Source organism: Flavobacterium beibuense, assembly GCF_004151245.1.
Lineage (GTDB): Bacteria > Bacteroidota > Bacteroidia > Flavobacteriales > Flavobacteriaceae > Flavobacterium > Flavobacterium beibuense_A.
The window spans coordinates 79,456-103,314 of sequence record NZ_JUIW01000003.1 but is presented as its reverse complement, the minus strand read 5'-3'; the positions used below and the strand labels follow the sequence as shown (position 1 = coordinate 103,314).

The 23,859-nt window shown below is 40.1% G+C and carries 20 protein-coding genes and 1 pseudogene; 9 read left to right on the top strand and 12 right to left on the bottom strand.

Annotation, left to right across the window (positions count from 1 at the left end; all coding sequences use genetic code 11):
• Position 1: 1 nt before the first annotated feature.
• The gene (locus NU09_RS04430) at positions 2-2,617 is read left to right on the top strand and encodes a S9 family peptidase (RefSeq protein ID WP_129750055.1); all 2,616 of its coding nucleotides are present in this window, start codon (positions 2-4) and stop codon (positions 2,615-2,617) included.
• A gap of 61 nt (positions 2,618-2,678) precedes the next feature.
• Here NU09_RS04430 and NU09_RS04425 read toward each other — a convergent pair whose 3' ends face one another.
• The 8 genes and pseudogenes from NU09_RS04425 to NU09_RS04395 all read right to left on the bottom strand — a co-directional run bounded on the left by NU09_RS04425 (position 2,679) and on the right by NU09_RS04395 (position 11,677).
• Positions 2,679-2,966, bottom strand: a complete 288-nt coding sequence (locus NU09_RS04425) for a DUF6520 family protein (protein WP_129750054.1) — start codon at positions 2,964-2,966, stop codon at positions 2,679-2,681.
• 75 nt (positions 2,967-3,041) lie between these two features.
• Positions 3,042-4,055: a hypothetical protein gene (locus NU09_RS04420; protein ID WP_129750053.1), complete on the bottom strand. Its 1,014-nt coding sequence runs from the start codon at positions 4,053-4,055 to the stop codon at positions 3,042-3,044.
• 135 nt (positions 4,056-4,190) lie between these two features.
• Positions 4,191-4,535 (bottom strand): annotated as a pseudogene (locus tag NU09_RS17280) (MauE/DoxX family redox-associated membrane protein); the annotation flags it as partial.
• Between the two features lie 151 nt (positions 4,536-4,686).
• Positions 4,687-4,983 (bottom strand): hypothetical protein, encoded by a 297-nt coding sequence (locus NU09_RS04415; protein WP_129750052.1) that lies wholly within the window; start codon positions 4,981-4,983, stop codon positions 4,687-4,689.
• A gap of 501 nt (positions 4,984-5,484) precedes the next feature.
• Positions 5,485-8,646 (bottom strand): AAA family ATPase, encoded by a 3,162-nt coding sequence (locus NU09_RS04410; RefSeq protein ID WP_129750051.1) that lies wholly within the window; start codon positions 8,644-8,646, stop codon positions 5,485-5,487.
• Positions 8,639-9,184, bottom strand: coding sequence for an ABC-three component system middle component 1 (locus tag NU09_RS04405; RefSeq protein ID WP_317125760.1), 546 nt, complete (start codon positions 9,182-9,184; stop codon positions 8,639-8,641). Before NU09_RS04405 ends, NU09_RS04410 begins: the two co-directional genes overlap by 8 nt.
• Positions 9,171-10,457, bottom strand: coding sequence for a serine protease (locus NU09_RS04400; protein WP_129750049.1), 1,287 nt, complete (start codon positions 10,455-10,457; stop codon positions 9,171-9,173). The genes NU09_RS04405 and NU09_RS04400 overlap by 14 nt, the downstream gene beginning before the upstream one ends.
• A complete protein-coding gene (locus NU09_RS04395) occupies positions 10,454-11,677 on the bottom strand; it encodes an MBL fold metallo-hydrolase (protein ID WP_129750048.1) in 1,224 nt (407 codons plus the stop codon). Before NU09_RS04395 ends, NU09_RS04400 begins: the two co-directional genes overlap by 4 nt.
• 274 nt (positions 11,678-11,951) lie before the next feature.
• Between NU09_RS04395 and NU09_RS04390 the strand changes: the two genes are divergently transcribed.
• Genes NU09_RS04390 through NU09_RS04375 form a run of 4 tightly spaced genes read left to right on the top strand, consistent with a single transcriptional unit; the run spans position 11,952 to position 16,575 of the window.
• Positions 11,952-12,335: a plasmid mobilization protein gene (locus NU09_RS04390; RefSeq protein WP_129750047.1), complete on the top strand. Its 384-nt coding sequence runs from the start codon at positions 11,952-11,954 to the stop codon at positions 12,333-12,335.
• Positions 12,323-13,594, top strand: coding sequence for a relaxase/mobilization nuclease domain-containing protein (locus NU09_RS04385; RefSeq protein WP_129750046.1), 1,272 nt, complete (start codon positions 12,323-12,325; stop codon positions 13,592-13,594). The genes NU09_RS04390 and NU09_RS04385 overlap by 13 nt, the downstream gene beginning before the upstream one ends.
• Positions 13,595-13,606: 12 nt before the next feature.
• Positions 13,607-15,589 carry a conjugal transfer protein MobC gene (mobC, locus tag NU09_RS04380; protein ID WP_129750045.1) on the top strand — a complete coding sequence of 661 codons (1,983 nt, stop codon included), beginning with the start codon at positions 13,607-13,609 and terminating at the stop codon, positions 15,587-15,589.
• A gap of 11 nt (positions 15,590-15,600) precedes the next feature.
• Positions 15,601-16,575 carry a YhcG family protein gene (locus NU09_RS04375; RefSeq protein ID WP_242501823.1) on the top strand — a complete coding sequence of 325 codons (975 nt, stop codon included), beginning with the start codon at positions 15,601-15,603 and terminating at the stop codon, positions 16,573-16,575.
• Positions 16,576-16,591: 16 nt separating this feature from the next.
• On the opposite strand, the gene NU09_RS04370 is transcribed toward NU09_RS04375, so the two are convergent.
• Positions 16,592-17,533: a hypothetical protein gene (locus NU09_RS04370; RefSeq protein WP_129750044.1), complete on the bottom strand. Its 942-nt coding sequence runs from the start codon at positions 17,531-17,533 to the stop codon at positions 16,592-16,594.
• 79 nt (positions 17,534-17,612) lie between these two features.
• A complete protein-coding gene (locus NU09_RS04365) occupies positions 17,613-19,790 on the bottom strand; it encodes an AAA family ATPase (RefSeq protein WP_129750043.1) in 2,178 nt (725 codons plus the stop codon).
• Between the two features lie 191 nt (positions 19,791-19,981).
• On the opposite strand from NU09_RS04365, the gene NU09_RS04360 reads away from it, so the two are divergent.
• Genes NU09_RS04360 through NU09_RS04345 form a run of 4 tightly spaced genes read left to right on the top strand, consistent with a single transcriptional unit; the run spans position 19,982 to position 22,708 of the window.
• On the top strand, positions 19,982-21,424 hold the full coding sequence (locus NU09_RS04360) for an exodeoxyribonuclease VII large subunit (RefSeq protein ID WP_129750042.1): 1,443 nt from the start codon (positions 19,982-19,984) through the stop codon (positions 21,422-21,424).
• Positions 21,402-21,605, top strand: a complete 204-nt coding sequence (gene xseB, locus NU09_RS04355) for an exodeoxyribonuclease VII small subunit (protein WP_129750041.1) — start codon at positions 21,402-21,404, stop codon at positions 21,603-21,605. Before NU09_RS04360 ends, xseB begins: the two co-directional genes overlap by 23 nt.
• Positions 21,606-21,611: 6 nt before the next feature.
• Positions 21,612-21,971: a hypothetical protein gene (locus NU09_RS04350; RefSeq protein WP_129750040.1), complete on the top strand. Its 360-nt coding sequence runs from the start codon at positions 21,612-21,614 to the stop codon at positions 21,969-21,971.
• Entirely contained in the window at positions 21,971-22,708 is a 738-nt protein-coding gene (locus tag NU09_RS04345) for a GIY-YIG nuclease family protein (RefSeq protein ID WP_129750039.1), read from the top strand. The genes NU09_RS04350 and NU09_RS04345 overlap by 1 nt, the downstream gene beginning before the upstream one ends.
• 18 nt (positions 22,709-22,726) lie before the next feature.
• Here NU09_RS04345 and NU09_RS04340 read toward each other — a convergent pair whose 3' ends face one another.
• Entirely contained in the window at positions 22,727-22,972 is a 246-nt protein-coding gene (locus NU09_RS04340) for a hypothetical protein (RefSeq protein WP_129750038.1), read from the bottom strand.
• A 27-nt stretch (positions 22,973-22,999) separates the two neighbouring features.
• Positions 23,000-23,767, bottom strand: a complete 768-nt coding sequence (locus tag NU09_RS04335; protein WP_129750037.1) for an XRE family transcriptional regulator — start codon at positions 23,765-23,767, stop codon at positions 23,000-23,002.
• Positions 23,768-23,859 lie beyond the last annotated feature (92 nt).

Below are 23,859 nucleotides of genomic sequence, written 5' to 3'. Positions count from 1 at the left end.
GATGAATAAGAGCAAGAAAAACAATACCGATAAAGGGGCTTCGATTTATTTTGCAGTTAGTTTTTTGCTTCTTTTTAATGTGCTGTCCCTGCCCTGTTTTGGGCAGGGAGGCACTAAAAAAAAGGTTACGGAGAAAGATTATGGCAAATGGGGCACACTGCATACTGTAGATGTCGCCGAACAGGCGGACTGGGTCAGCTTCAGGATGGTTTACGAGAACGCCGATACCCTTTTTGTAACGAACAGCAGCAAGGCAAAAAAATTCCTGCTTCCCAATGGCACAGAGGGCAGATTTATAGGCGATTCCCATTTTGCCTATCGCCAATCTCCTTTCTGCTATGAGATCATATCGCTTTCGGATTCGAGAAGAATAAGGCTCAATGGGGTACAATGGCTTGATGCCGTCAACAACAAAAGGTATATCGTGACCTCCTCTGCCACTTCGGGAAGCCCGGCTACGATGTTCATAAGGGATCGTAAAGGAGTGGTGCTGCGCGAGATTACTGATGTGGTCGAATACAGTATCAGCCCGGATAAGAATGCGATGGCCTACATCGTGAAAAAGGGTCCGCACTTTGAAGTATGGGTTGTTGATCTGGATACCTTGTCTGCCATGGAAATTGCATCGGGAGCATATAGGTACACTTCATTGGCATGGCAGAAGGATGGATCGTCAGTGGCTTTTGTGAAAAGCGTAGCTAAAAGTGAAGCTGTGTTCTCTAAAATCTGCTGTTATAATCGCAGTCAAAATAATCTGAAGGAATGCAATATTGGTGATAAGCTCCAGCCAGCAGGGAGAAGGATTGACATCGAAGGTGGGTTGGTACTATCCAGCGATGGGGATAAGGTTTTCTTTTCAGCGGATGGGCGGAGCAACAGGGACATTGCCGGAGGTCCTGTGAGCGACAGCCCTGAGATATGGTATAGCAATACACCGCTTCTATATCCGACGGCAAAGTGGATTGAAGGTTTCCAAAATAATGCAGTCCGTTATGTCTGGTACCCGAACCTTGGAATGGTAAACAGGATTACCACTAAAGGGATGACGCAGGTAGGGCTGACAGGCAGGGAAAACTACGCCATCGCAACAGGTTCAAATTCCTATCCCGTCAATTATAAATTTTATCCTGAAAAAGACTATCATATCATTTCTATAAAAGACAAAAGCCAAACAGTCATGCTGGAAAAACAGTCTTCAGATCCCTCAATGATCAGCCTGTCACCGGTCTCGGATCTGCTGGCCTATTACACGGGAGAGGACTGGCACCTTTATGATCCTGCAAAGCAGGTACATCGAAATCTGACTTTGGGCATCGATACGAAATGGGACACCGGGGGAGAAAACCACATCCCACCGGTCATACCTTACGGTGTTGCCGGATGGTCTGAAGATGGTAACGGGCTATTGCTCTATGACAAATTCGATATCTGGTTTATCAATGTACATAGTGGAAAGGCACACAGGATTACCAATGGCAGGGAACACAATATGGTTTTTCGGTTAGAACTTAACCTGACCGGCAAAGCTGTTAACACTAACAGGATGGTCCTTGTTGCATATGATAACGCAAAGGCCACAAGGCGATATTGCCTGTGGAAAAAAGATGCTGCTCTTGTAAACCTTTGTTCCGAAAACACATGGAATGACCAGATAAGCGGCGATTGTGGGGGGAACCTTATTTTCAGGGAGCAATCCTTTGAGGCTGCACCCCGTCTGGTTTTTATATCCGCTAAAACCAATGAGAGAAAGATAATACACTATTCTAATGCACATCAAAAGCAATACGAATGGGGACGGTCCGAACTTGTCCGTTACTCCGATGGCAAAGGAAATAAATTGAACGCGGCCCTGTTCTATCCGGCAGGGTATATGCAGGGAACCAAGTATCCCATGATTGTCTTTATCTACGAATCACTCTCTCAAAGGCTACATCAGTATAAGAATCCGTCGATGCATAATGAAGATGGTTTCAATACTGCCAACTATACCCTGGATGGCTACTTTGTGCTTATGCCGGACATAAATTATACCATCGGCAGCCCCGGCGAATCGGCAACAGACTGCATTTCCGCCGCAGTAGCTGCCGCTCTTGAAACAGGAAGTATTGACCGGACAAAGATTGGGCTGATAGGACACTCATTTGGAGGGTATGAAACCAACATCACCGTAACGAAGAGCGACATATTTGCAGCAGCAGTCAGTGGTGCCGGGGTCAGCGATGTGACAGGGACGTATTTCAGTATTGGGGAAGATATCGGAGAACCTGAGGCATGGCGTTTCGAGAACCAGCAATACCGGATGGGCAAATCCTTTTTTGAAGACCATCAGGCTTATGCGGACAACTCTCCGATCGTTCATGCTGCTGCTATCCGGACACCCCTGCTGTTATGGTCAGGCAAGGATGATTCGACCGTTAAGATAAGCCAAAGCATTGCTATGCATATCGCCCTTAGGCGCCTCAACAAACAGAATATATTCCTGGCCTATCCTAAAGAGAGCCATGTGATAAGGAACAAATTGATGCAGGAAGACCTTACTGTCCGCATTCGGGAATGGTTCGCTTATTTTCTAAAAGATGACAGGACTCACCAATGGATTGCCAAAGGTCTGAGATAAGTTTTTACGCACGAATGCAGTCCCTAAAAGGACTGCATTCTTTTTTAATAAGTGCAACACTTTATGGCTGATCCATAAATAATGGAAGCGTACATGGTGATTGATCTGAGAGTCTCCTGTATGCAGTCCAGGTATTCCCTCCAACGCTGTAGGTACAGGTTGGTCCCGAGATGGTATTACAGTTTACGCTAACAGCCTTACAGCTGCTTTCAAGCGGGTCATGGATGTAAGCTGTTATTAGCGGTTTTGCCGTTTTGCTTACTGTTGAATCGCTGGTGCTTACCGCTCCCGCGCTTGCCAGGGCGAACGCTGCGACAGGCAGCACCATAGCTTTGATGATTGTTTTCATAATTTATTAAATTTAAAGTTGGTGACCTACTCTTTTTACAGGTTTTCGGTCTTGCCCCTGCACTCGGCCGATAGCTTATTTAGTATTGTTTACCATGCTTTTAAGTGTGGGTTTGCCATAGTTATAGTGATTCAATTCCTGATTGATAATGCTGTAGAAGCCGTGTTTTGTAGCTATGAATTCTTTAGGTTTATACTTGTCGTTACCATAAAGATAGAAGCTGAATTTATATTGGTTGCTAAGGATATCATACACGTCAATTACCTTGGCGTATTCCCGGACGCTGCGCTCCTCAAACCTTCCTATGAGCTCGGAATTGACAAACAGCAGATTATTGTATAAAGTTGTATTCCTGTTTACCATATAGGGAGGGGCAGCGAGCTTAGTATCCCCTGATTTTTTCAGGTGTACGACTTTCAGCCGGGCTTTTGTAGTGGTGTCAATGGTGTGGCCTCTGTAGAGCAACGAAAGATCCTTATCGCTTACGATAAACTGATTGCGATAATGATAGGTATAGACAAATCTTTTGAGCCCTTCGCTGTAGCAAAATGTACCATCGGTATCAAAAATCCCATCGATTTGCTTTTCCAGTAGATCAGGAGCATAAGTAATGTTAGGTGTATCGCCCACTCCTAATTTCCCTAATATATGTTCGCCGGTCTGTGGCTTTTGTCCCCTTATGGCAAACCGCAGGGAATCCACGGCGATACCCTTTGTAAAATAATGATTTCCCTGGTAGACAGTCTCTGCTTTCCACTCCCCTATCCTTCCCTTATACACTATCGGTATCAGGCCGTCATAGAGATAGAAATAAGGCGCGGCAATTCGGATCTCCGCCGAGCGAAATGGATATTTGTCGTTATCTAAAGTAATAGTGTAATGCTTTTTCTCCTTTAGTCCAGGATCAAAGGCGATGATGTGTAATGGCGCGGAGTGGTTGCCCAGGTAGATCTGACCGTCATCGCTGCCCGCAAAATAAAATGAAGAATTTTCAAGGTCGGTGCTTTGCCTTTCCGATAATGCAAACATCTGGAATCTTCGTATAAAGGGATTCTCCTGGCTCATGATTTCTTCGGACCTTAGATACAACAATCCTATAATTGACGGTGCGGCAACCAGCGTGCAGATCAACAAAACCGTTTTAGTTTTATCTATGCCTGAAAGCACAATTGCAACAACCCCAAAAACAATAAAGACGAGATTGAAAATAAGGTGTTCCCTCCAACCCAGATGTTCCAGGACACCGCCGCACGAGCAGGGGATAAAGGAACTGAAATTCAGGATAATTATGATGTAAGTAGTGAACATGGCCATCAGTGCAACAGAGAGGTACAGCCCCGACATCCTGAGCTCTGGAATTACCAGAAGGCATGAGATGCCGAGCTCCCCCACTACCACCGCATAAGCTAGAAATCCCGCGAAAGCGCTGAGCAACGGAGACTGGCCAAGCTGTACCTGAAAGTTTTCGAAATCAAGTATCTTGCTTACAGAAGCATAAACGAATAAGAGCACATAGAGATAAGAGGCTATCTGGATCAGGCTGTTATTTAGTTGTGGGCGTAGTTTCATGTAAGGTTATGATAAAGTTAGACAACCAAAAATTCACTAGGCCAAGTTAGTTCGGTTCTGTTATAGATCGCATTTTAAAACGATGCAGAAATTTTAAAAAAAAGTGCAAAAAAAATCGGAATGGCTGTCAGGCTATTCCGATTGAAGAGGATTACTTTTTACCGGCACTGCTCAGTTGCGCCAGCTTTTCACTGAGTTCCACAAGGCCCGCCTTTTGAAGGCAATCACTGGCAAGCGTCTTTAATTCTTCCAGGGTATCACCCGATGCTGCGGCAAAGAGATTTAAGCTCCCTTCATCTCCCTTAAGGGAGAGACCACGCTCGATGATATGGTTCAGTAATAATACATTTTTTCGGGAGATTCTAAGATCAATCCTCACCGCTTCATTCATTCCCGGACTGCTCAATATCGTATCGAACACCTGGGCTACTTCATTTGTTGTCAGCATACGTTTACGGTTTTAAATTAGTATTACGCTTATACAAATTTAGGATAGCCAATCGGATTTTTCCCAGTCAATATTTACCTGGGTTCAGCTTGTACTTAATATGTTTCAAGAGACGATTACAGTATATTTATTTACTTTATTAGGACCTGCATAAAGTTTATCTGACACCCTGGCAAATACCTTTCTTATTCAGTCAGGATTTTGCCCTTTTAGCTCTGAAGGGAGCGAAAAAGCATTGCGCAATTGCATTGGCAACGCACTTTCGAGATGCTAAAAATACAGACTCAAAAAGGTTGGTAAGATGGCAGACGTTGAAGAGATTGCCATTTCAGGTGCAATCGGCAAGATGAACGGTTGTATCACAACCGCATTCTTGCCGCCCTTTCCTCGGAACTCGGGGGCAGGTTCTGCCCGTACTAGTAGGACATCTCAATATTAGATGAAAAACAGTGTAATTATCTAAAATATTTATTAGTTCACTCCAATAATAGGATACATTAACTAAATTAAAATTTTGGCTTTCCCAAAGCTTTCTATTTGGTAGTACCGTACATTGTATTCTTCAGTAGGCATCTTATTACGAATGAGATTGAAAAAATTCTCGTCATGTGAGGATATTACAATTTGTCGATCGTATTTAGTGGTCATTGTCCGTATTAAATCTATAAATGAAAGCACATTTATATCGCTTAAGTTCTGTATGGGGTCATCCATAAATATAGTCTCAATTTCATCATTTCGGCTTTCGAAAGCTTTAGCTAAAAAAATGCTTAATGACAGTACGTTCAACTGTCCAGCACTTAAATATAATGACGGATGTAATTCTTCATTATTACTAACGGCTTTGATATCAATTACAGGCATTCCTTTATCGGTAATCTTAGGATTGATCATGATATGATTTAGATTCGGATGGGGTTCTATTCTGGAATAAATTTGGTTTATAACATCCTGACTGAAATGATTGTTAATCTCATTGTTTATGTAGCCCTTTGCGGCTGCTCGCGCTTTCTCTACTTCTTCAAATGCGATATCAATTGAAGGTAGTTCTTTGTCTAGCCTTTCAATCTCGTCCTCCAAATGATTCTTACGCACATTTTTTTCAATGACTTTTAAGTCCACGACAAGACTCTCCAGTGCTTTCAGTTCATTTTTTATTCCTTCCAGATCATCGTTTTTCTCGATGAGTTTCGCAACGAAAAAATCAGCCGTTGGCTGGGCATCATCTGAAAACATTGCTAATGAGGTTTTATACTCGGTGATCTTTCTATTATTAGCTATTAGCACTTGTTCAGTTTGAATGCGTAGACCTTCTATTTCTTCTTCTGGGATTTGTGTTGTAAACTGTTTTAGTTTTACATTCAATTGATCTATAAAACCTGTGATTTCTTCTTTTTTGGCAACTATAGAATCAAGCTCTTCATGTTTTATTAAAGTATGTGATGAAATATTGCCTTTCGAAAAATCTTCTTTAGTAAGACTAACATGGTTCAGTATTTTTTCAGCTTCAATTACAAGTCTATCAGATAAAGCTATATCAATTAAATTTTGCGAAGTTGAGATTTTATTACGTAAAATTCCTATCTCATTGTCAATACTTGAAATACGGTGCTGAATATACTTCTGTATGTTCTCTAGTCGAAGATACTTTAATTTAATATCCGCTAAATTTTTCTCCAGGTCCGACTTGTTTTGATTAAACTCTGTTACTACCCCTTCTAAAGCCATGTGATTTTGTAGATTGAGAGCATTAATACTATTTGTAGAGGAGTTGTTAGCATGCTCTAAAGAACTTTCTAAGTTACTTATTTCGCTTGTATAGTCATCACGTTCCTCTTGCAAAGATAATAGGTCTTCTTCAAGAAGAATAATTTGGTCTTTTATATGGTTGATAATTTGTTTGTTGAAATCTGCAATTTCAGTATCGTAGTCTTTTTGTTTTGCTATTAAATCATCAAGATCCGTTTTTAGGTTCTTACCTCTACTTTCTACCGCTTTTTGTTTTTTTATCTGAGCCAACAAAGTAGAAGTATTTTTAAAGTCAGTGGCGCATAAAGGACAATGATTTACGTCTGTCCTAGATACGAGATCCTCTCCCCACGTCACAATTTTGTCGAAAATCTCCGCTAATGAATTTGCATTCTCCAGTTCAGCCTGAAATTTAATGATGCTTTCCTTTGTTGATGCAATTAGGGCAATTTTTTCACTACGCGCGTCCAGTACTTCGCTTATGTTTTGCTGAACACCATCAGGTAAAGTTTCAAATTTTCCATTTTCTATAATCGCATTAAGAACTCTGCGTTTTGCAAGGTTATCATCGATCTTTAGTATATTACCTTTCAAAAGGTTTTTTTTCTCTTTAAGAATCTTTTCAATTCGCGATCTCTCACCATTCCAAAAATTATATTTTTCAACTTCAGAATCCCATATAGATATCTGACTTTCCTTTAGGGTTATATTTTCATGCCATTCTCGCAATATACTGTTAAATTTTGCGTCGCTAACCCTGTAGTTTTTCTGTCTTTTATATAGGTCGTCAATTATTAATCTGGTAGCTTCCATAATTTTTAACTGCTCGTCAGATCTAGCATAAATACCTTTAACATGATCAAATAATTCGCTAAGGCGATTATAACTTTCTATAATGGATTTCGCTGATGTAGCTGAGCTTTCGATTTCTTTCAAGGTTTTTTTATAGAGATTAAAATCTGAATAAGCCCTTGACAGTTCCGTCAGCTGTGATAATTCTTTTTCGGCTGAATCGAAGTCTTTTTCAGCCTGTAGAAATGAGTCCAGCTGTTTGTGCAACTCACTAAGCCTGGTTATCTGTAATGAGGTTCCGTCTATGATTATCTTCAATCGCTCAACGAATGTTTGGGTTGTAGTGAGGATCACCTCATAGGTTTCTTGATTTACATTTGCGTTTAGAGGTTGAACATTAAATCCGCTTTTTGAATTATTTGTTAGATCCTCGATAATCTTATTTAATTTATCTATATTTTTCCCTTCATTCAAAAGATTTTTTAGTTCCTTTTGGTAATCACCTATTCTTCGCTTAATGTCAGCTCTCTCATTTTCAAGTGAACGGTAGTAACTGTCTATCTTTTCAAGTATGGAAAGTGCATTTTGGCCTTCTGGCCAAAATTGGCTTAATTGAACAAATCTTTCATCGGGCTTGGTATGACGAAGAAATTCATCAATTTGGTCCTGTGTTAAAATGTTTGTTTTTACAAGCCGATTAAGCACATCAGGATCAAATTCCCCGAGTTCCTGATCGCTCTTGGTCAGATAGTCATACCTGTAGTCGACATTTACCCCTTTACGTTCAGTAGATGTACGTTTCAGTATCTTTTCTTCAGAAGTACAAATTTCAACCATCCCGTGTCGACCATCTTTAAATGATGTCCTGTTTGTCAAGAGAATTTTGTCGCCGCTGGAAAAATCCTTGCCTTTAATCTCACTTGATAACACCAATGATTCAAACCTTCTGATTTTACTCGTATAACACCATTCAACAGCATCAAAAAAGGAAGTTTTCCCATATCCATTGGGGGCATAAATCACCATAAGATTAGCCAACTCCTTTCCTGTTTCAAAACTAAACTCCTGGCTTCCGTTATAGATACGGAAATCGTCTATCTTAATTTTCTTTATCTTAGTCATGGCTTAGCAAATTAATAAGTGTTGGCAAGTTATCTCTATTGTTCATCATGCCTATTTGTGAAATAGCATTTTCAACCCGTGGGTGATTCAGTTTAATCAGCTCATAAAGTTTGTCAGTTGTGGTATCGCGTTGCGGTATTTCAATATCAATAAGCGTCTTTGCAACCAGTTTTTCAATATAGTCTTTTGAAACTTCATCCTGACCAATGTTGTATACCATTTTTCTGCTGGAAAACTTATCCTGAATAATTTGTTGTTTAAGTTCCTCAGGGACTTCCTCCCTCACAAGATAAAGCAGATAAAGATTCCATCTTTCCACTGACTTATCAAGCATTCTGCCTTGGAAACTAACAGCAACGTGGTCGCGTAATTCAATATAGTTGTTCTTCAAATCTTCATTTTTCTCATATATTTTAGAAAACAGATTTAAATTAATATTCGCCGAAGGTGCTTGCCACAATTCTGTACCCGACGTTTGAAAAAACTCATCATATTGGGATAATTTCTTTATAATTTCGTCAGACTTATTTAATTGCATCAGTAAAAATTTTAATTAAGTTGGTAGTTGCCTCCTGTAGGGTAGTACTTGCCGCTACGTGGGAAGTTAATTGAGCAAAACTCAGGACGCCAATATTAATGTTATCGGGTATAAGAAGCCCGCTGCCTGTTGGGCTAGAAATATCATGAATAATATTTTTCTTGGCATCGCTTGTAAGGTAAACGTTTCCAAACAGTGGATTATGAGAATGGAAAAGGTGACAATGATTTTCTCGCAAGGAATCTTCAATTTTTTTTTCGGTCAGATATTTTTTTGCTATCGAAAAATAATCTTTCCCTTCTGCAAAGAAAAACTGTAGTGTTAACTCTATATCGTGTTGAATTTTAGTTTCAACTCCGGGAATCATTTTTGAAACTTCTGCATTAGGCAGGGAAATCGAAATTGCATTAATATTTGTATAACTACCTTTTAAAAGTTGAACATAACTCAAAAGTTCTAACCAAGTACGCCACAACTCGCTGCTAAGCGTTGTTTGACTTTTCAGGTATGCAATAATTTCTTTTAAACTACCTGCTCGGGTTGGAATTATCAATTTACCTTTAAGTGCTTCAGCAATTTGCTGTGGCGAGGTTCTTTGTGCGACAAGGGCTGCTGACGCAGAGCCTATCGTTTTAAAATCATCGGGGGTATGTTCAAAAGCAGCTTTGAGATAATGGGAAAAGTCATCGAGTTCGTCCGATATAATCGTAATACCATTTCTCGAAATAAATTCCTCTGCCTTTTTTACGCTCACAGCGCCGACGGAATTAACATCTTGAAATCTTAAAATAGAGGTAACTTCATGTTGTGCGTTTATCACACCAGCTCCGGAGAATCCGCTATAAGTAGTTAATATTCCACCGTTAACGTCGAGAACAATATCATGTGGATGCTCAACCGTTATAATATTTGATATTGTTGTTTCAATTTTTTTTCCAACCTTCAAACCTTCCACAGTGGCAGGAAAACCAAATGCAGCAGAGTTTGCACCGTTAACAGGCTCTTCAGAACGGAGAGGTACATATTTGTCAGATGCGTAGCTCAATACTTCAATTATGGCCAAATCATTTTTTTGGCAATGATCTTTTACGGTCGCATTCAATATCTTGCCGCTACGATCCTGAATAGTGAAAGTGGCGGATAAATATAAACTTACCACATGTAACGAAGTCAATAATAACGTATCACTTACAAAAAAAGCAGTGCCCTTTGGTTGACCCCCAGGATTGATTACTTTCCATGTACAATCAGCAAGGTTTGTTGTGTCTATCATGGCAGTTCAATTTTTGTAGAAACCTCAGCAGTATAATTAAATTCAACTTGAAGATCTTCTTCAAAAAGTCCGGACAAGTGCTGGGGGTAATAATTAAAAATTAACCTACGTTTCCCTTTGAAACATCTTATAGGCCTATTAACGATAAACGAAACGGTCTGGATATCAGGATGAACGTGCGACGGATGCTTGCCATTTGTTGAAATAAAATATAGTGGGCTATCTATAAGATCAAATAACTCTTTTGGATTATTGTTAGCACTTCCGTGGTGGCTGATTTTCACTGCATCAAAATAAATTTGCTGTTTACCTGGATGTAATTCTTTCAGCCTTTCCATTATAGGTTCAGCATGCGCATCTGCAAGCATTAGTATTTTTTTACCGTTTGCATTTAAAATAAAAGAAATAGAACTGCCATTGCCTGGTGCTCTATCGCGGTTATACACATGATGATCAGCTATATACCTAATTAGTTCAGCCGTTACTGGTACTATTGAATCGCCACTTATTTCTCCAGATTGATCTTGCAATATTTGGCAAGAACTGTACCTGCTGTATAATTCAAAGGCATCATCAACAAGCTCATTTTCTGAATACTCTATACCAAAGTCGTTCAAAGCTGATTTGAATTCGTCTTCCAAAACTTCAAGTTGCAGTTTATCGGGGCCTAATAATTCGATAGAAATATTATCACTAATGTTTACTTTTGGATTGTTTTCTATACATGCTGCCTTGCCATTGAAATCCTCGTTCCAAGAATATTTTCCCGCAAGAATTTGTTTACCAAGCAGGGATGCCTGCCTTGCTCCAATTTCACCTCCTTCTGGATCTATATCCGGATTGTTTGTTGTAATAAAATTTTTTAGTACTTCTAACTCTTTTTTGTCGGCTTTCTGAAGTTCCACTTTTTGAAACTGGAGGTGCCGAAAAGCATTTAGCCAGACTTGCGATACTTCAATTATATTTGGGGAGGAAGCTAAACCATTTTCTTCAAGGAATTTTGAAGCATTCCTAATATGGTCGTCGTCATAATGGGTAATTATAAAACGATCTATTATTTTACCGCTTGTTTTGTAATCTCTTAATAATGGTAATAATCTGTCGCGATAGCTAAAGCCGCAATCAATAAGTATATTCTTATTAGTGGAATTTTGCGTTTGGCCGATATCTATTAAGATTGTGTCACCATATAAGGCTGGCAATAGATGAATAGTAAGCATTAATGAATTAGTTGATTTTATTTAATTTGGTTGATAAATATATGAATTTTTTAACATTTGATATTTCCAAGCTGTGACATATGTCAGAAAATCGTATTTGTAAACGAATGCTAGAATATATATTAATGTAATTCTCCTCAAAACCTCACTTAACTTCAGTTTTTTCTTCCCTGTTAGATGTAAAATTTACTTGGGATTGTATGCGTATTATAACATGGTTAAATTTACATTGTGATTCGTTGGGAAATGAATTTGGCAATAATGAAGAGCGGTTATGAAAGTGAAAAACAATAGGATCAGGTTAGTTCATGTAAGGCTGACCACGGGAGAATATAACGGGATACATAAGAAATTTAAACGGACGACCTGCAGGACATTCAGTGAATACATCCGGGCGGTCTTACTGGAGCGTCCTGTTATAACTACTTACAGGAATTTATCTCAGGATGCCCTGTTGGAGCAGATGGCTATCCTTAACAGGGAGCTCAACGCCATAGGCAACAACATCAATCAGGTCGCAAAAAAGCTGCATACATTACGACACGGGGAAATTGCCTTGTGGCAGGGGGAGTATGACACTCAGTCGACTGTTTTTACACAAAAGACAACAGAGATAAAATCCATCCTTAAAACACTCACAGAGGAATGGTTGCGGTAATTAAGGTAAGCGGCCGTATGCAAAGGATAATAAACTACAATGAAAACAAGGTAAAGCAGGGCAAGGCAGTGTGCATCGCTGCTGTGAATTATCCACTTGATGCGCCATTTATGACTATCGCCATGAAAATGAAACGATTAATGTTACAGATGGAACTGAACAGGAACGTAATGCAGAACACCTTACATATTTCCCTGAATTTTGATGCGTCTGAAAATGGTTTATCAACGGATAAGCTGAAGGCTATAGCCGGTAGTTATATGGAAAAACTGGGTTTTGGGAACCAACCTTACCTGGTATATCAGCACCACGATGCGGGGCATCCGCATATCCATCTGGTAACCACCAATATCGAATCTTCCGGTAAAAGGATAGACCTGCACCATCTGGCCATACGCAAATCCGAACCCGCCAGAAAAGAAGTAGAAACTGAATTCGGACTGGTCAAAGCCCAGGATAAAAAACGGCATACGGAAAGGCTTCAGGCTGTTTCGGCAAAAAAAATCACTTATGGAACGACTGAAACCAAAGCCGCGATTCAAAACGTACTGGATGTAGTAATTGACAAATACAGTTATACGAGCCTTGCCGAATTGAATGCGGTACTGGGACTATACAATGTAAGGGCCGACAATGGTAAAGAAAATTCAAGTGTCAATCGCCATAAGGGATTACTGTACCACATCATTGACAAACAGGGAAATGCTACGGGTGTACCCATAAAAGCAAGCCTGTTTTACAGCCGCCCGACCCTATCAAGGCTGTCCACCAAATTCATCAGCAATAAGATTACGGCACAGCCTAAAAAGGCAAGGATAATGAATGTTATCGATAAGCTCTCGTATGGAAATACCAAGGCCGGATTTCAGGATTTGGAAAACAGCTTGTCAAAAGAAGGGATTGCATTAGTGAAACGAGTAAATGAACAGGGATTTATTTATGGGATTACCTATATCGACCATAGCACGGGAGGTGTCTTTAACGGAAGCACTTTAGGAAAGCAGTATAGTGCCAAAGCAATACAGGAGCGCTTTCCTGTAGGTAGGAAGACTGAAAAACAGGCAGAAATTTCAGTTGGCGAGAGTCTGGCGAAGCTGCAGAATATTAGGTATGATGCCTTTATAAACCCTATAATAAAGGACATATCCAGAATAATAGAAAGCTTTACAAAAGCAGAGCAATCTACAGCTTTCCTGCCCCGGGAATTTAAACGGAAAAAGAAAAGAAGGAGAAGAAAAGGGCCCTCGGATAACAATTAAAAATAGCATGGGATGCAGACGGGTGAAAATGAGCAGGCATTGCGAAAAATACTTGATATGACAAGGCTTATCAGCCTTGTGGTGCTCTTTCTGCATTTTTATTATCAGTGCTATTGGATATTTTTTGCCTGGGGTATGCACAGTGGCCTTTCAGACCGCATACTTTCAAATATAATTTTGACAGGGTTGTTTACACCTTTTGTGAAAGCAAAGCTCATAAGCCTGTTGTTCCTTCTCATAAGCCTGCTTGGCGCAAGGGGAAAAAAAGATGAAAAGCTTGAAAAAAGGATTGCCTTAAAGTATGCCGGAATCGGATTGGTCCTATACTTTGCGTCCCAATTGATTTTCCATAGCAGGCTTGAAAAAAGCACCACTGCCCTGCTCTATATGATGACTACTGTTTCCGGTTATCTATACTTGCTCAGGGCCGGTACAGTACTCTCACGCATTATCCGCAGGAAACTGGACGGGCGTGATATATTCAATAAGCTCAATGAGACTATTCCCCAGGAAGAAAGGCTTTTGGAGAACGAATTTTCCATTAACCTGCCGGCATGTTATCACCTTAAGGATAAAGTACGCAGCAGCTGGATTAATATCATCAATCCTTTCAGGGCACTTATGGTACTCGGTACGCCGGGCTCGGGTAAATCCTATTTTGTGATCCGCCATGTAATAACCCAGCATATCCGCAAGGGTTTTACCATGTTCGTTTATGATTTCAAATTTGATGACCTCACAAGGATTGCTTACAATACCTGGCTGAAACACACGGACTGTTATGCTGTACCACCGAAATTCTATATCATCAATTTTGATGACCTGAGCCGGACCCACCGATGCAATCCTTTAGAACCCTCGGCTATGACAGATATCACTGATGCAGCGGAGTCGGCGCGTACCATACTGATGGGGCTAAACAGGGAATGGATCAAAAAGCAGGGAGATTTCTTTGTCGAATCACCCATCAATTTTGTGACGGCCATTATCTGGTACCTTAGGAAATACAAGGACGGGGAATTTTGTACCCTTCCCCATGTCATCGAGCTCATGCAGGTCGATTATGATAGCATGTTTACCCTGCTGCGTACCCAAAAGGAAATCGAGGTATTGATCAACCCTTTTGTCAATGCTTACCTCAATGATGTCATGGAGCAGCTTGAGGGGCAGATCGCATCAGCAAAGGTGGCTATGGCGCGCCTGTCTTCTCCCCAATTGTATTATGTGCTTTCAGGAAATGATTTTAACCTGGATATCAACAACCCTGATGATCCGAAGATTGTCTGCATGGGCAACAATCCCCAAAAGATCCAGATCTACGGAGCTGTACTTTCCCTTTATGTGACACGGCTGGTAAAGCAGGTCAACAAAAAAGGGAAACAGAAAAGCAGCCTTATTTTTGATGAATTCCCTACGATATACCTGAACAATATGGACAGCCTCATCGCTACGGCCCGTAGCAATAAGGTTGCAACCTGCCTGGGTATCCAGGATTTCAGCCAGCTACGTAAGGATTACGGCAGGGAACAGGCCGATGTGATTATGAATATTACGGGTAACATCATCAGTGGGCAGGTTACCGGTGATACGGCAAAACAGCTTTCGGAGCGGTTCGGAAAAATTATGCAGGACAGGGAAAGCCTGTCCATTAATAGCAATGACACTTCCATCAGCCGGTCCAAACAGCTGGAATCCGCTATTCCCGCCTCAAAGATTGCGGCGTTGTCCTCCGGGGAATTCGTAGGCATGGTAGCCGATGACCCATTGAACAAGATTGAACTGAAAACCTTCCATTGCGAGATTAAGAACGACCATGATCAGATCAGAACGGAAGAAATGGCATACCGGGATATTCAGGAGATAAGAAAACTTGAGCCGTTTATGGTTCAGCGAAATTATACTCAGGTAAAACAGGACATCCAGGAAATCATACAATCAGAAATGGAACGCTTGCTCAGTGATCCCGCACTGGCTTATATGGTAATAAAAAAGTAATACATTCAATTATGCAGTCTATACAGGATCAGTTTGCCGATGTAGCACAGCTCATCAGGCAGGCACGCAGCAAGGCCATAAAGGCCGTTAATACCCAGTTGATCGATCTTTACTGGAATATAGGGGAATATATAAGCCGCAGGGTTAACAATGCAGAATGGGGGCAATCGGTAGTCAGTGACCTGGCCCAATACTTGCAGTTAAAGGAGCCGGGGGTAAGAGGATTTTCGGATAAGAACCTCTGGCGAATGAAGCAATTCTATGAGGCCTACAAGGCTTATCCAAAACTCTCATCGCTGATGAGAGAAATTACCTGGACCCATAATCTGGCCATATTGGGCAGAACAAAATCAATAGAAGAGAAGGAATTTTACCTGAACCTTTGTAAGAGGGAGAAATTCAGCGTAAAGGAACTGGAGCGGCAGATCAGCAGCGGGGTTTTTGAAAGGACTATCATGGGAAATGTAAAACTCTCATCGGTAATGAGAGAAATTCATCCGGAAATAGCAAATACCTTTAAGGATAGCTACATGTTTGATTTCCTGAATATTCAGGAACCTTATAGCGAACGCGACCTGCAACAGGGACTGATTGCCCAAATGAAAGATTTTATCATGGAACTGGGTAAGGACTTCCTGTTTTTTGACCAGGAATACAAGCTTCAGGTAGGGAGCAGTGATTTTTATATCGACTTACTATTCTATCATCGCGGGCTCCAATGCCTGATCGCCATTGAGCTCAAGACGGACAAGTTCAGGCCCGGGCATCTGGGACAGCTTAATTTCTATCTGGAAGCATTAGACAGGGATATCAAAAAGCCTTATGAAAATCCAAGTATAGGCATCCTGCTTTGCAAGGACAAGGATAACGAGGTCGTAGAATACTCCCTGAGCCGAAGCCTCTCACCTACCATGGTGGCGCAATATCAGACACAATTACCTGATAAGAAGGTTCTGCATGAAAAATTTCAGGAGCTAATACGTTGATTTGCTGCCTTTTTCACTATAGATCTGGACTTTCAAATATATCTTTTTTAAGTTTACTGAAAGGGCGTTTATGGACATTCTCATCCTCAAAATGACATTCAAAAACTATTTTGTAGGCGTCTTCAAAAGTAAGGGTGTAGGCCCCGGCAAGCTCCTCCATATATCGCTTGCTAAAAGCAATTTTTTTGAAGATTATATCACGAATCAGTTCACCATGACACTTGTCATAGATATCTTTGATCCCAAAAAAAGCCTTTGAGTTGCTTAGGCGGATTCGCATTTCATCCGTACAGTTGTATTCAAATCCAATTGATATAGCGGATCCTCCGCCATAAAGGGATGCCACATCTTTAGGGAAATCGGTGAACCTAAAAGCTCCGTGCTGGTGTAGGGTATAAGGATGAAAAAGATGAGCCGAGTCCCTCGAATTTTTGTAATGGGTATTGCATACCGTACAGCTGGGTATCAGGTTATAGAATGAGAGTGCCAGTACGGGATGTAATTTCTGGGGGTAAAAGTGGTCAAATTCAGGAAAAACTCTTTTTTCGACTGCTGTTCCATTATCATTTACATAATATGTATGATGGGTTGTCGTATAATGCCTGTTGCAGTACGGACAACAATCAATTCCCAATTGTTCTGCCAGGGTATAACCGTTGTATATACTCGCCTTATAGGAACGAAAAGCTTTGTAATTAAATATCAGCCCCAGAACCGATCCCGTTACAAGTTCTCCATTATTTGTGGCATAGGTTAATTTCAGGTCCCGATAAACTGTGTACGCTTCACTTTTTTCAGATAAACCCTCGGGAAGACAGGCCAGTATTGCTGCGATATGTACCGGGGTTAGTGCAGCCTTTAAGTTTTGTAAGGCTTCAAGATGTCCGGGGTCAGGATTAAGTGCCAAATTTTGGCCTGATAAATACTTATTGGCTCTTTTGCTTACCCACCCGATCATGCCTTTTAGGAAAACACCATTTATTTTTTTGCCCATACAGAAATCCTGACACTGTTCTGAGGCCTTACCGAAGTTTACACTAAGCATCTTTATCCTTTTTTAATTTAGTGATAGCCTCTTCCAGTCTTGCGATTTCTTCTTCTTTGGCCCGCTGATCATCCGTGACAAATGCAAGGTACATGGATCGCAGCTTTTGTTTTACCAGTGGCTCATCCACCAGTTCAATGATCTGTTTGTAGTATTTTTGTTCTCCAGCTCTGGAACTGAAGCGCTTCAGATTCCTTGGTTCGGATTTCATATCCTTAATTATTTTGCCTTCTTTGTGAAGCCAGCTTAGTGCTTCCTGTATTTTAATTTTTGCGAAATCTCCTACGAGCCCGTCAGTTATAAAAAAACTATCCGCCAGCAAATCTGATATATTGGCCCCAAATGATTTCATTTTTTTATAATCCAATGGCTTGGAAAAACCACTTTCTTTATTGATATCAAGATATAAGATATTTTGTTTGGGAATATCCGAAAGAATGAAGGGTGAATGTGTTGCCAGGATAATGTTTATGGCTTTTATCTTATCCAATCCCAGCCTGCCGATACTGGTTCGGAGATAGTCTACATATTTTTTTTGATATTCCGGGTGGAAATACAGTTCTATTTCTTCCAGGACAAGGTTTATATACCTGTATTGTACCTTATTCTCTGAAACAGAATTAAGATTTGACAGGTGATACAGTATGGAACTGACCGAATAGATCAGCTGCTTTTCTCCCGAACTGAGGCGCTCCATAAAAATATCCTTTTTGTCATCCCCCCTAAGCGATTTTAAAATAATGTCTACTTTAAATATAGGTGGTGGCAGCAGCTCTATAAGTTTCCTGCCTGATTTTAGTGCAAAAATTTTATTGGAGAGCCCCTCAATGGTAACTGGCTCGTCCAAAGGATAATCGATAGTCCCGTTTATAAGATAATTAAGGCTTTGTTTAAGTTTAAAAGTGATATGGCTTGTATCATCGGCCAGGTTTTTTAGAAATTTATAATCGAAATTCTTTCCGATATCGAATATAATCTTTTCAATATTTTTTGCATCTGATATTTTACCTTTTGATTTTAACAATAATTGCCTGTCTGCTTTTTTAAAATAAGGGAAGTAATCGTTATACTCCTTGTATTTTTCCGAAATGCTCACAATTTTATATAAGATATAACTTCGTACCTCCTGATAATATGGTCTTTCTGTATTTACAAGCGCTGTGGAATCTTTCAGATAATAACGGACCAGTTCCTCAACCAGCTTATCTTCCAATTCGAGGAGTTCAAATATCCTAAGATGTATAGTATGTGGTTTATCAGTGTTTTTGTCATATCCATACTCTACATACTGCTTTTTGTCTTTTAATGAGAATAGTAAGTGGTCTGCCTTAAGGTTATCACCGAAATTTCTGAAATCGGCGCTCCCATCCTTAGCTGAAGGGCGTAATATATTGGCAAGCAGGCGTTGTCGCAACAGATCATTTTCGCGGTTGATATCAAAGTTACCCTCAGTGCGCATGGGATTGAGCACCAGTGGGGTCTGGTAGGAATCGTTCTTATGGAAAAGCCCGTCGATCCAGAAATCCAGTTCTTTACTGTTGTATGCATAATGGGAATAATTTACCACTTCTGTATAAAAAAGATCCTTCAATCCAAAAGCGTCCTTTTCGGTCAATAGACGAAACTCTCCGTCTTCCATTCTGTAGGCTTCATAATTTGGCTTCTTTTCTATGGCCGACCCGATTTTTATCTTATAATAATTCGTTTTTTCTATAATTAGGCCTTCTTTATCTTTTCTTTTATTTCCATCATGATCTTCATTTAGGATTTCATCAAGTGCTGTAAAATAGAATTCTACAAAAATGCCTTCCACCTGCTTGAGATTAGCCGTAATACTATGTGTTTTTTGCTTCTCCTGGGATTCATACAGGAAATTGGTGGCAAAGTTATTAATGGCCCAAAAGAAAAGCTCTAAGATACTGCTCTTACCGCTTCCGTTTTTTCCGACAATAGCTGAAATATTGATACTCAGATTATTGATGTCATAAAAATCCGAGGGGACCGACGAAGCCTTGGGTGCAATTGAAAGTAGCTCTGCTTTAGGGTCACCATTTTCAAAAGCATACTCGTATTCACTATATAAAGGATAAATTTTTCCAATTTCAAGATTCTTTAAAAATTTATCGATGCATCCCTCAAGTGGTCGTATAGCAATTAATCTGAAACTCATAATCAATATTGGTTTTATATTTCAAATTAACAAAAATTTAATTACAATAACGGTTATGGTCTTAAATATTGGAATCAGAAAAAAATGAGTTTTTTTAATGCTTTTGATTAGGAATACATAATTTTATGCCTACATTTTCTGTCTGTCTTCCAATCTATTATTTATAATAAATATTATCTTTGGTTAGCATTATGAATACACAGGTTAACCATCCCATTCGGCTTTCCCAGCTTACCCAAAGCATAGCTAGTACTTTAGAAGATGCTTTCAGGGAAATGCGCTTTTGGGTGATTGCTGATATTACCAGCCATTCCTATAAAGCCGATAAGCAGTACCACAATTTTGAGTTGGTGGAAAAAGACCCTCGGTCAAATGCCATAATTGCTAAGATCAACGGTAAAGCCTGGGGTAACGGTTCATTGCGTATTGCAGAATTCGAAAATACAACCGGGCAGAGATTTACCAATAACCTGCAGGTATTATTACAGGTGAGCGTGGAATACCATCCGCTTTACGGATTGGCGATCACACTACTAAATATTGATTCCAGTTATACCCTGGGGCAACTGGAGCAGCAACGCAATGCGACATTACGGCGCCTTGTCCTTCAGAATGAATTCATACAGAAAATTGGTGAAGCCTATATAACAGATAATAATCGTTTAAAGCTTAACCCCGTAGTACAACGTATTGCACTTATTTCTTCGTCCATCTCAGCGGGAGCGGAAGATTTCAGGCACACCCTTGAAAACAATTCTTTTGGTTACGCCTTTAAGGTAGATGACTATTTTGCTACGGTACAGGGAGATAAAAATGCAGGGCTTTTATTGGAGAAATTAATTGCTGTGTATGATTCCGGGATAAGATATGATGCTGTAGTGATAACCCGTGGCGGTGGTGCACAAACTGATTTCTTAATTTTTGATAATTATAGGATTGCGCGTGCAGCTGCCAAATTTCCTATCCCGATCATAACAGGTATCGGACACCAAAAAAATCAGAGTATCACCGATATGATGGTCCATACCCCAACCAAAACCCCTACTAAAGCTGCAGAATTTATTATTGCTCATAACAGGAGTTTTGAAGAAAGGCTATTTTCCTTTCAAAAGGATATAATAATTGCATCCCAGCAATTAATTACCGTTCATGGGCGTGCACTCATAGAGATGAGACATAACCTGGCCAATACGGTAAAAGATACATTAAGCGAAAGGAAAGATGCCCTTGTTAAGCTCAATCTGCTGACAATAAATGCTACCGGTACTATTTTCCTTAGCAACAGCCAAAAACTCCATGTAACAGCTAATAGGCTGACGGCCTCACCGTTGCGTATCATGAATCACAAAAACAACGGCCTTGGAAATCTCCGTGAGCGTATCAGCACTGCTAACGCTCAATACAATAAAAACCGGAAAAGGGAACTCGATAATTTCACCACACTTTTTAAAATGATCTCACCCAGGAATCTCCTTAAAAAAGGCTATGCTATAATTAAACTGGAAGGTAAGGTAATCAGTAATCCTGAAATGCTTGAACCGGGAATGAAAATTGATGTAATCCTCTCACAAACCGCACTGACTGCAACAATACAGAACAAAACAGACTATGATGGAACAGAACTTGACATATGAGCAGGCTTACGCCGAGCTTGAAAGTATAGCCCGTGAAATTGAAAACGAGACTATCTCGGTTGATCTTTTGGCTGATAAAGTGAAAAGAGCCTCAGAATTAATCACTTTTTGTCAGGAAAAGCTAAAAAATACGGAAACGGAGGTCAATAAGATAATCGGACAGATGGAAACTCCAAAATAAGACACGATGAGAAAATTGATGCCTAGGGAATTTCGTATAAAAAACCTAAACAGGGAAACTGCATTTAAAGCATTCATGCAAAAAGAGGGCTTTAAGGAGGCTATTGATACAAAAGGAAATTTTGAAAAGGGAATGCCACTTTTCTATAAAAGGATAAAAGAGAGTACTTTTATTATTTTTAATGTGCCCTATTACGGCAAAGAAAAAAATGCAGATTTTCAGACTGATCTGTGGCTTGTAGAATGCACCTCGGCAAACCTCTTTCTGAAACATTCCATTACAGATGGCATACGTCGGCTGATATTATTGGGATTTGAACTGGAAAAACATCTTGAAATTTATAAGGGATTAAAAGGCAATAACTGATGAATAAGGAGCATTACCAAAAAAAAAGTTTTGATCTTGGCTTGCCTTCACGCTGTCCCCTGCTACAATATTGCGAAAGGCATGCAAGGACCATCTATTTCTTTTCGGATTATTCAGAAGTAAATTATACCAATGATTACGTCAGGACACTTATAAGTGAAGGAGTACTGCCGGATGATTTTAATGAAAAGAAGATCCCTGTCATATCCGAGCAGCCTTCACGTTCCAAAAGTACAGGTTATCTTGCCTTTAGCAACATGTGCCCCGAGGTCAATCTTTATGATACCGACAACCGGATTTCGATTGCCGGAGAAAAGCCTTGCACGGATGGCATTTACGATAAGGAAAGTCATACCCCATTTATATCTTTAACCGAGAAACATTATTCGGAATGCCTTGAGTTTTCCAATTATGTATTTGAAAACAAATTCAGGTCGGGTAAGGATCAGACCTCAAAAACCGCAGCATGTTATGTATATCTCATGCAGGACTGTAAAAACAGGCGCTATAAAATTGGAATGTCTAAAAATCCCGATTACAGGGAAAAAACGTTACGTTCCGAAGATCCGGAAATAACAACCTTAGGCAGTAGAAGATTCATGACTCGCAAACTGGCAGCAGATTTTGAAAAAAATCTACATGCAAAATATTTACATCAGCGCGTACGTGGCGAATGGTTTTGCCTGGGACAGGAAGAGGTAGATGAAATTTTATCCTGCCTGCTTAATACTGTCTAAAGCCCACTGGCTTAGGCATTACAATATCCATAAAATGCTTTCCAACTCTTTTTCCTTTAGGTATAATGTGATAAATTCAAGGGCTTGCTGCTTTTTTTCTGACGTTGTTACAAAATGATTGATATAAAAATCTTCTCCTTCATCACTGATATGGATAATATCAGTATAAGTCCCTGAAATGAGCGTTCCTTTTAACTGTATTACTTTCTTTTCCTGCTCTGTGGTTAACTCTTTTCTTATTTTAAGACGTATGCCCTTGTCCATGTTTCTAATAGATGTCTTGTGACGTGATTATTGTTTTATTTTGCTTAATGCTTTTATTTCATTCCGTATTCCTATCAGATGCTCGCGGATGCTTTGGGGTTGCATATCGTCAGGTTCAAACTCTTTGGTGGCAATACTGCAGGCATATTCCCATATCTCGAGCACATCGGAAAGCTTAACGCTATAGGGCTCATAAAAAGTATTATCGGAAATGAGCGTCAGGTTATTTTTTCCATTTTTGTTTAGCCTTTTGTATACGATCCCCTCCTCTTTGGTAAGCAGTATATAGGTTTTGCCATCCCTGACTTCTCCCAGGCTCTCTACATAACGGCCAACGATAAAAGAACCATCCCTGTGCGGAGGCATGGAATCACCTGTCACCGGGAATGCCCTGAATTTTCCGTTTTTCAGAAAGGGCAGCGATATCTGCTGCAGCCCTTCTATGAATTCCGGATCGCTATAGCCGTTCAGATAACCCGCTTTTGCCTTCTGGGGAATGATCTCTATGGTGTTCTCCCCGGCCTGATCTACCGTAATGGGCAAAAGGATACGGTTATCCTCCAGCCGTATTAATCCGTTGGTGTCCACTTTTCGGATATCAACCGATAACAGGATATCAATACTGTAGTGGTAGTATTGAGCAATGCGTCTCAGGATATCATAAGGGGCCTCTGAGGTCCCGGACTCATATTTGACATATCTTGCACGCGTTATAGTAAGCTCCTCGGCGAGCTTTTCCTGTGAAATTTTCTTTTGGATCCTTAAGAACCTGATGTTGTCGGAAAATAGAGACATAAGCAAATTGTTACTATTTGTAACAGCAAATATATAATATTTTGTTTCATTCTGGTCTAATTTTGTATCGTAATAGAGTTCAGAAATAAAAT

Excerpts from the sequence above, each read along its gene's own strand:
- NU09_RS04340 (WP_129750038.1), bottom strand. The coding sequence starts at position 22,972 with ATGGACAAGGGCATACGTCTTAAAATAAGAAAAGAGTTAACCACAGAG.
- NU09_RS04395 (WP_129750048.1), bottom strand. The coding sequence starts at position 11,677 with ATGCTTACTATTCATCTATTGCCAGCCTTATATGGTGACACAATCTTA.
- NU09_RS04360 (WP_129750042.1), top strand. The coding sequence starts at position 19,982 with ATGAATACACAGGTTAACCATCCCATTCGGCTTTCCCAGCTTACCCAA.
- NU09_RS04370 (WP_129750044.1), bottom strand. The coding sequence starts at position 17,533 with ATGATCGGGTGGGTAAGCAAAAGAGCCAATAAGTATTTATCAGGCCAA.
- NU09_RS04405 (WP_317125760.1), bottom strand. The coding sequence starts at position 9,184 with ATGCAATTAAATAAGTCTGACGAAATTATAAAGAAATTATCCCAATAT.
- NU09_RS04390 (WP_129750047.1), top strand. The coding sequence starts at position 11,952 with ATGAAAGTGAAAAACAATAGGATCAGGTTAGTTCATGTAAGGCTGACC.
- NU09_RS04375 (WP_242501823.1), top strand. The coding sequence starts at position 15,601 with ATGCAGTCTATACAGGATCAGTTTGCCGATGTAGCACAGCTCATCAGG.
- NU09_RS04345 (WP_129750039.1), top strand. The coding sequence starts at position 21,971 with ATGAATAAGGAGCATTACCAAAAAAAAAGTTTTGATCTTGGCTTGCCT.
- NU09_RS04425 (WP_129750054.1), bottom strand. The coding sequence starts at position 2,966 with ATGAAAACAATCATCAAAGCTATGGTGCTGCCTGTCGCAGCGTTCGCC.
- NU09_RS04335 (WP_129750037.1), bottom strand. The coding sequence starts at position 23,767 with ATGTCTCTATTTTCCGACAACATCAGGTTCTTAAGGATCCAAAAGAAA.
- NU09_RS04350 (WP_129750040.1), top strand. The coding sequence starts at position 21,612 with ATGAGAAAATTGATGCCTAGGGAATTTCGTATAAAAAACCTAAACAGG.
- NU09_RS04430 (WP_129750055.1), top strand. The coding sequence starts at position 2 with ATGAATAAGAGCAAGAAAAACAATACCGATAAAGGGGCTTCGATTTAT.
- xseB (WP_129750041.1), top strand. The coding sequence starts at position 21,402 with ATGGAACAGAACTTGACATATGAGCAGGCTTACGCCGAGCTTGAAAGT.
- NU09_RS04365 (WP_129750043.1), bottom strand. The coding sequence starts at position 19,790 with ATGAGTTTCAGATTAATTGCTATACGACCACTTGAGGGATGCATCGAT.
- NU09_RS04415 (WP_129750052.1), bottom strand. The coding sequence starts at position 4,983 with ATGCTGACAACAAATGAAGTAGCCCAGGTGTTCGATACGATATTGAGC.
- NU09_RS04410 (WP_129750051.1), bottom strand. The coding sequence starts at position 8,646 with ATGACTAAGATAAAGAAAATTAAGATAGACGATTTCCGTATCTATAAC.
- NU09_RS04385 (WP_129750046.1), top strand. The coding sequence starts at position 12,323 with ATGGTTGCGGTAATTAAGGTAAGCGGCCGTATGCAAAGGATAATAAAC.
- NU09_RS04400 (WP_129750049.1), bottom strand. The coding sequence starts at position 10,457 with ATGATAGACACAACAAACCTTGCTGATTGTACATGGAAAGTAATCAAT.
- mobC (WP_129750045.1), top strand. The coding sequence starts at position 13,607 with ATGCAGACGGGTGAAAATGAGCAGGCATTGCGAAAAATACTTGATATG.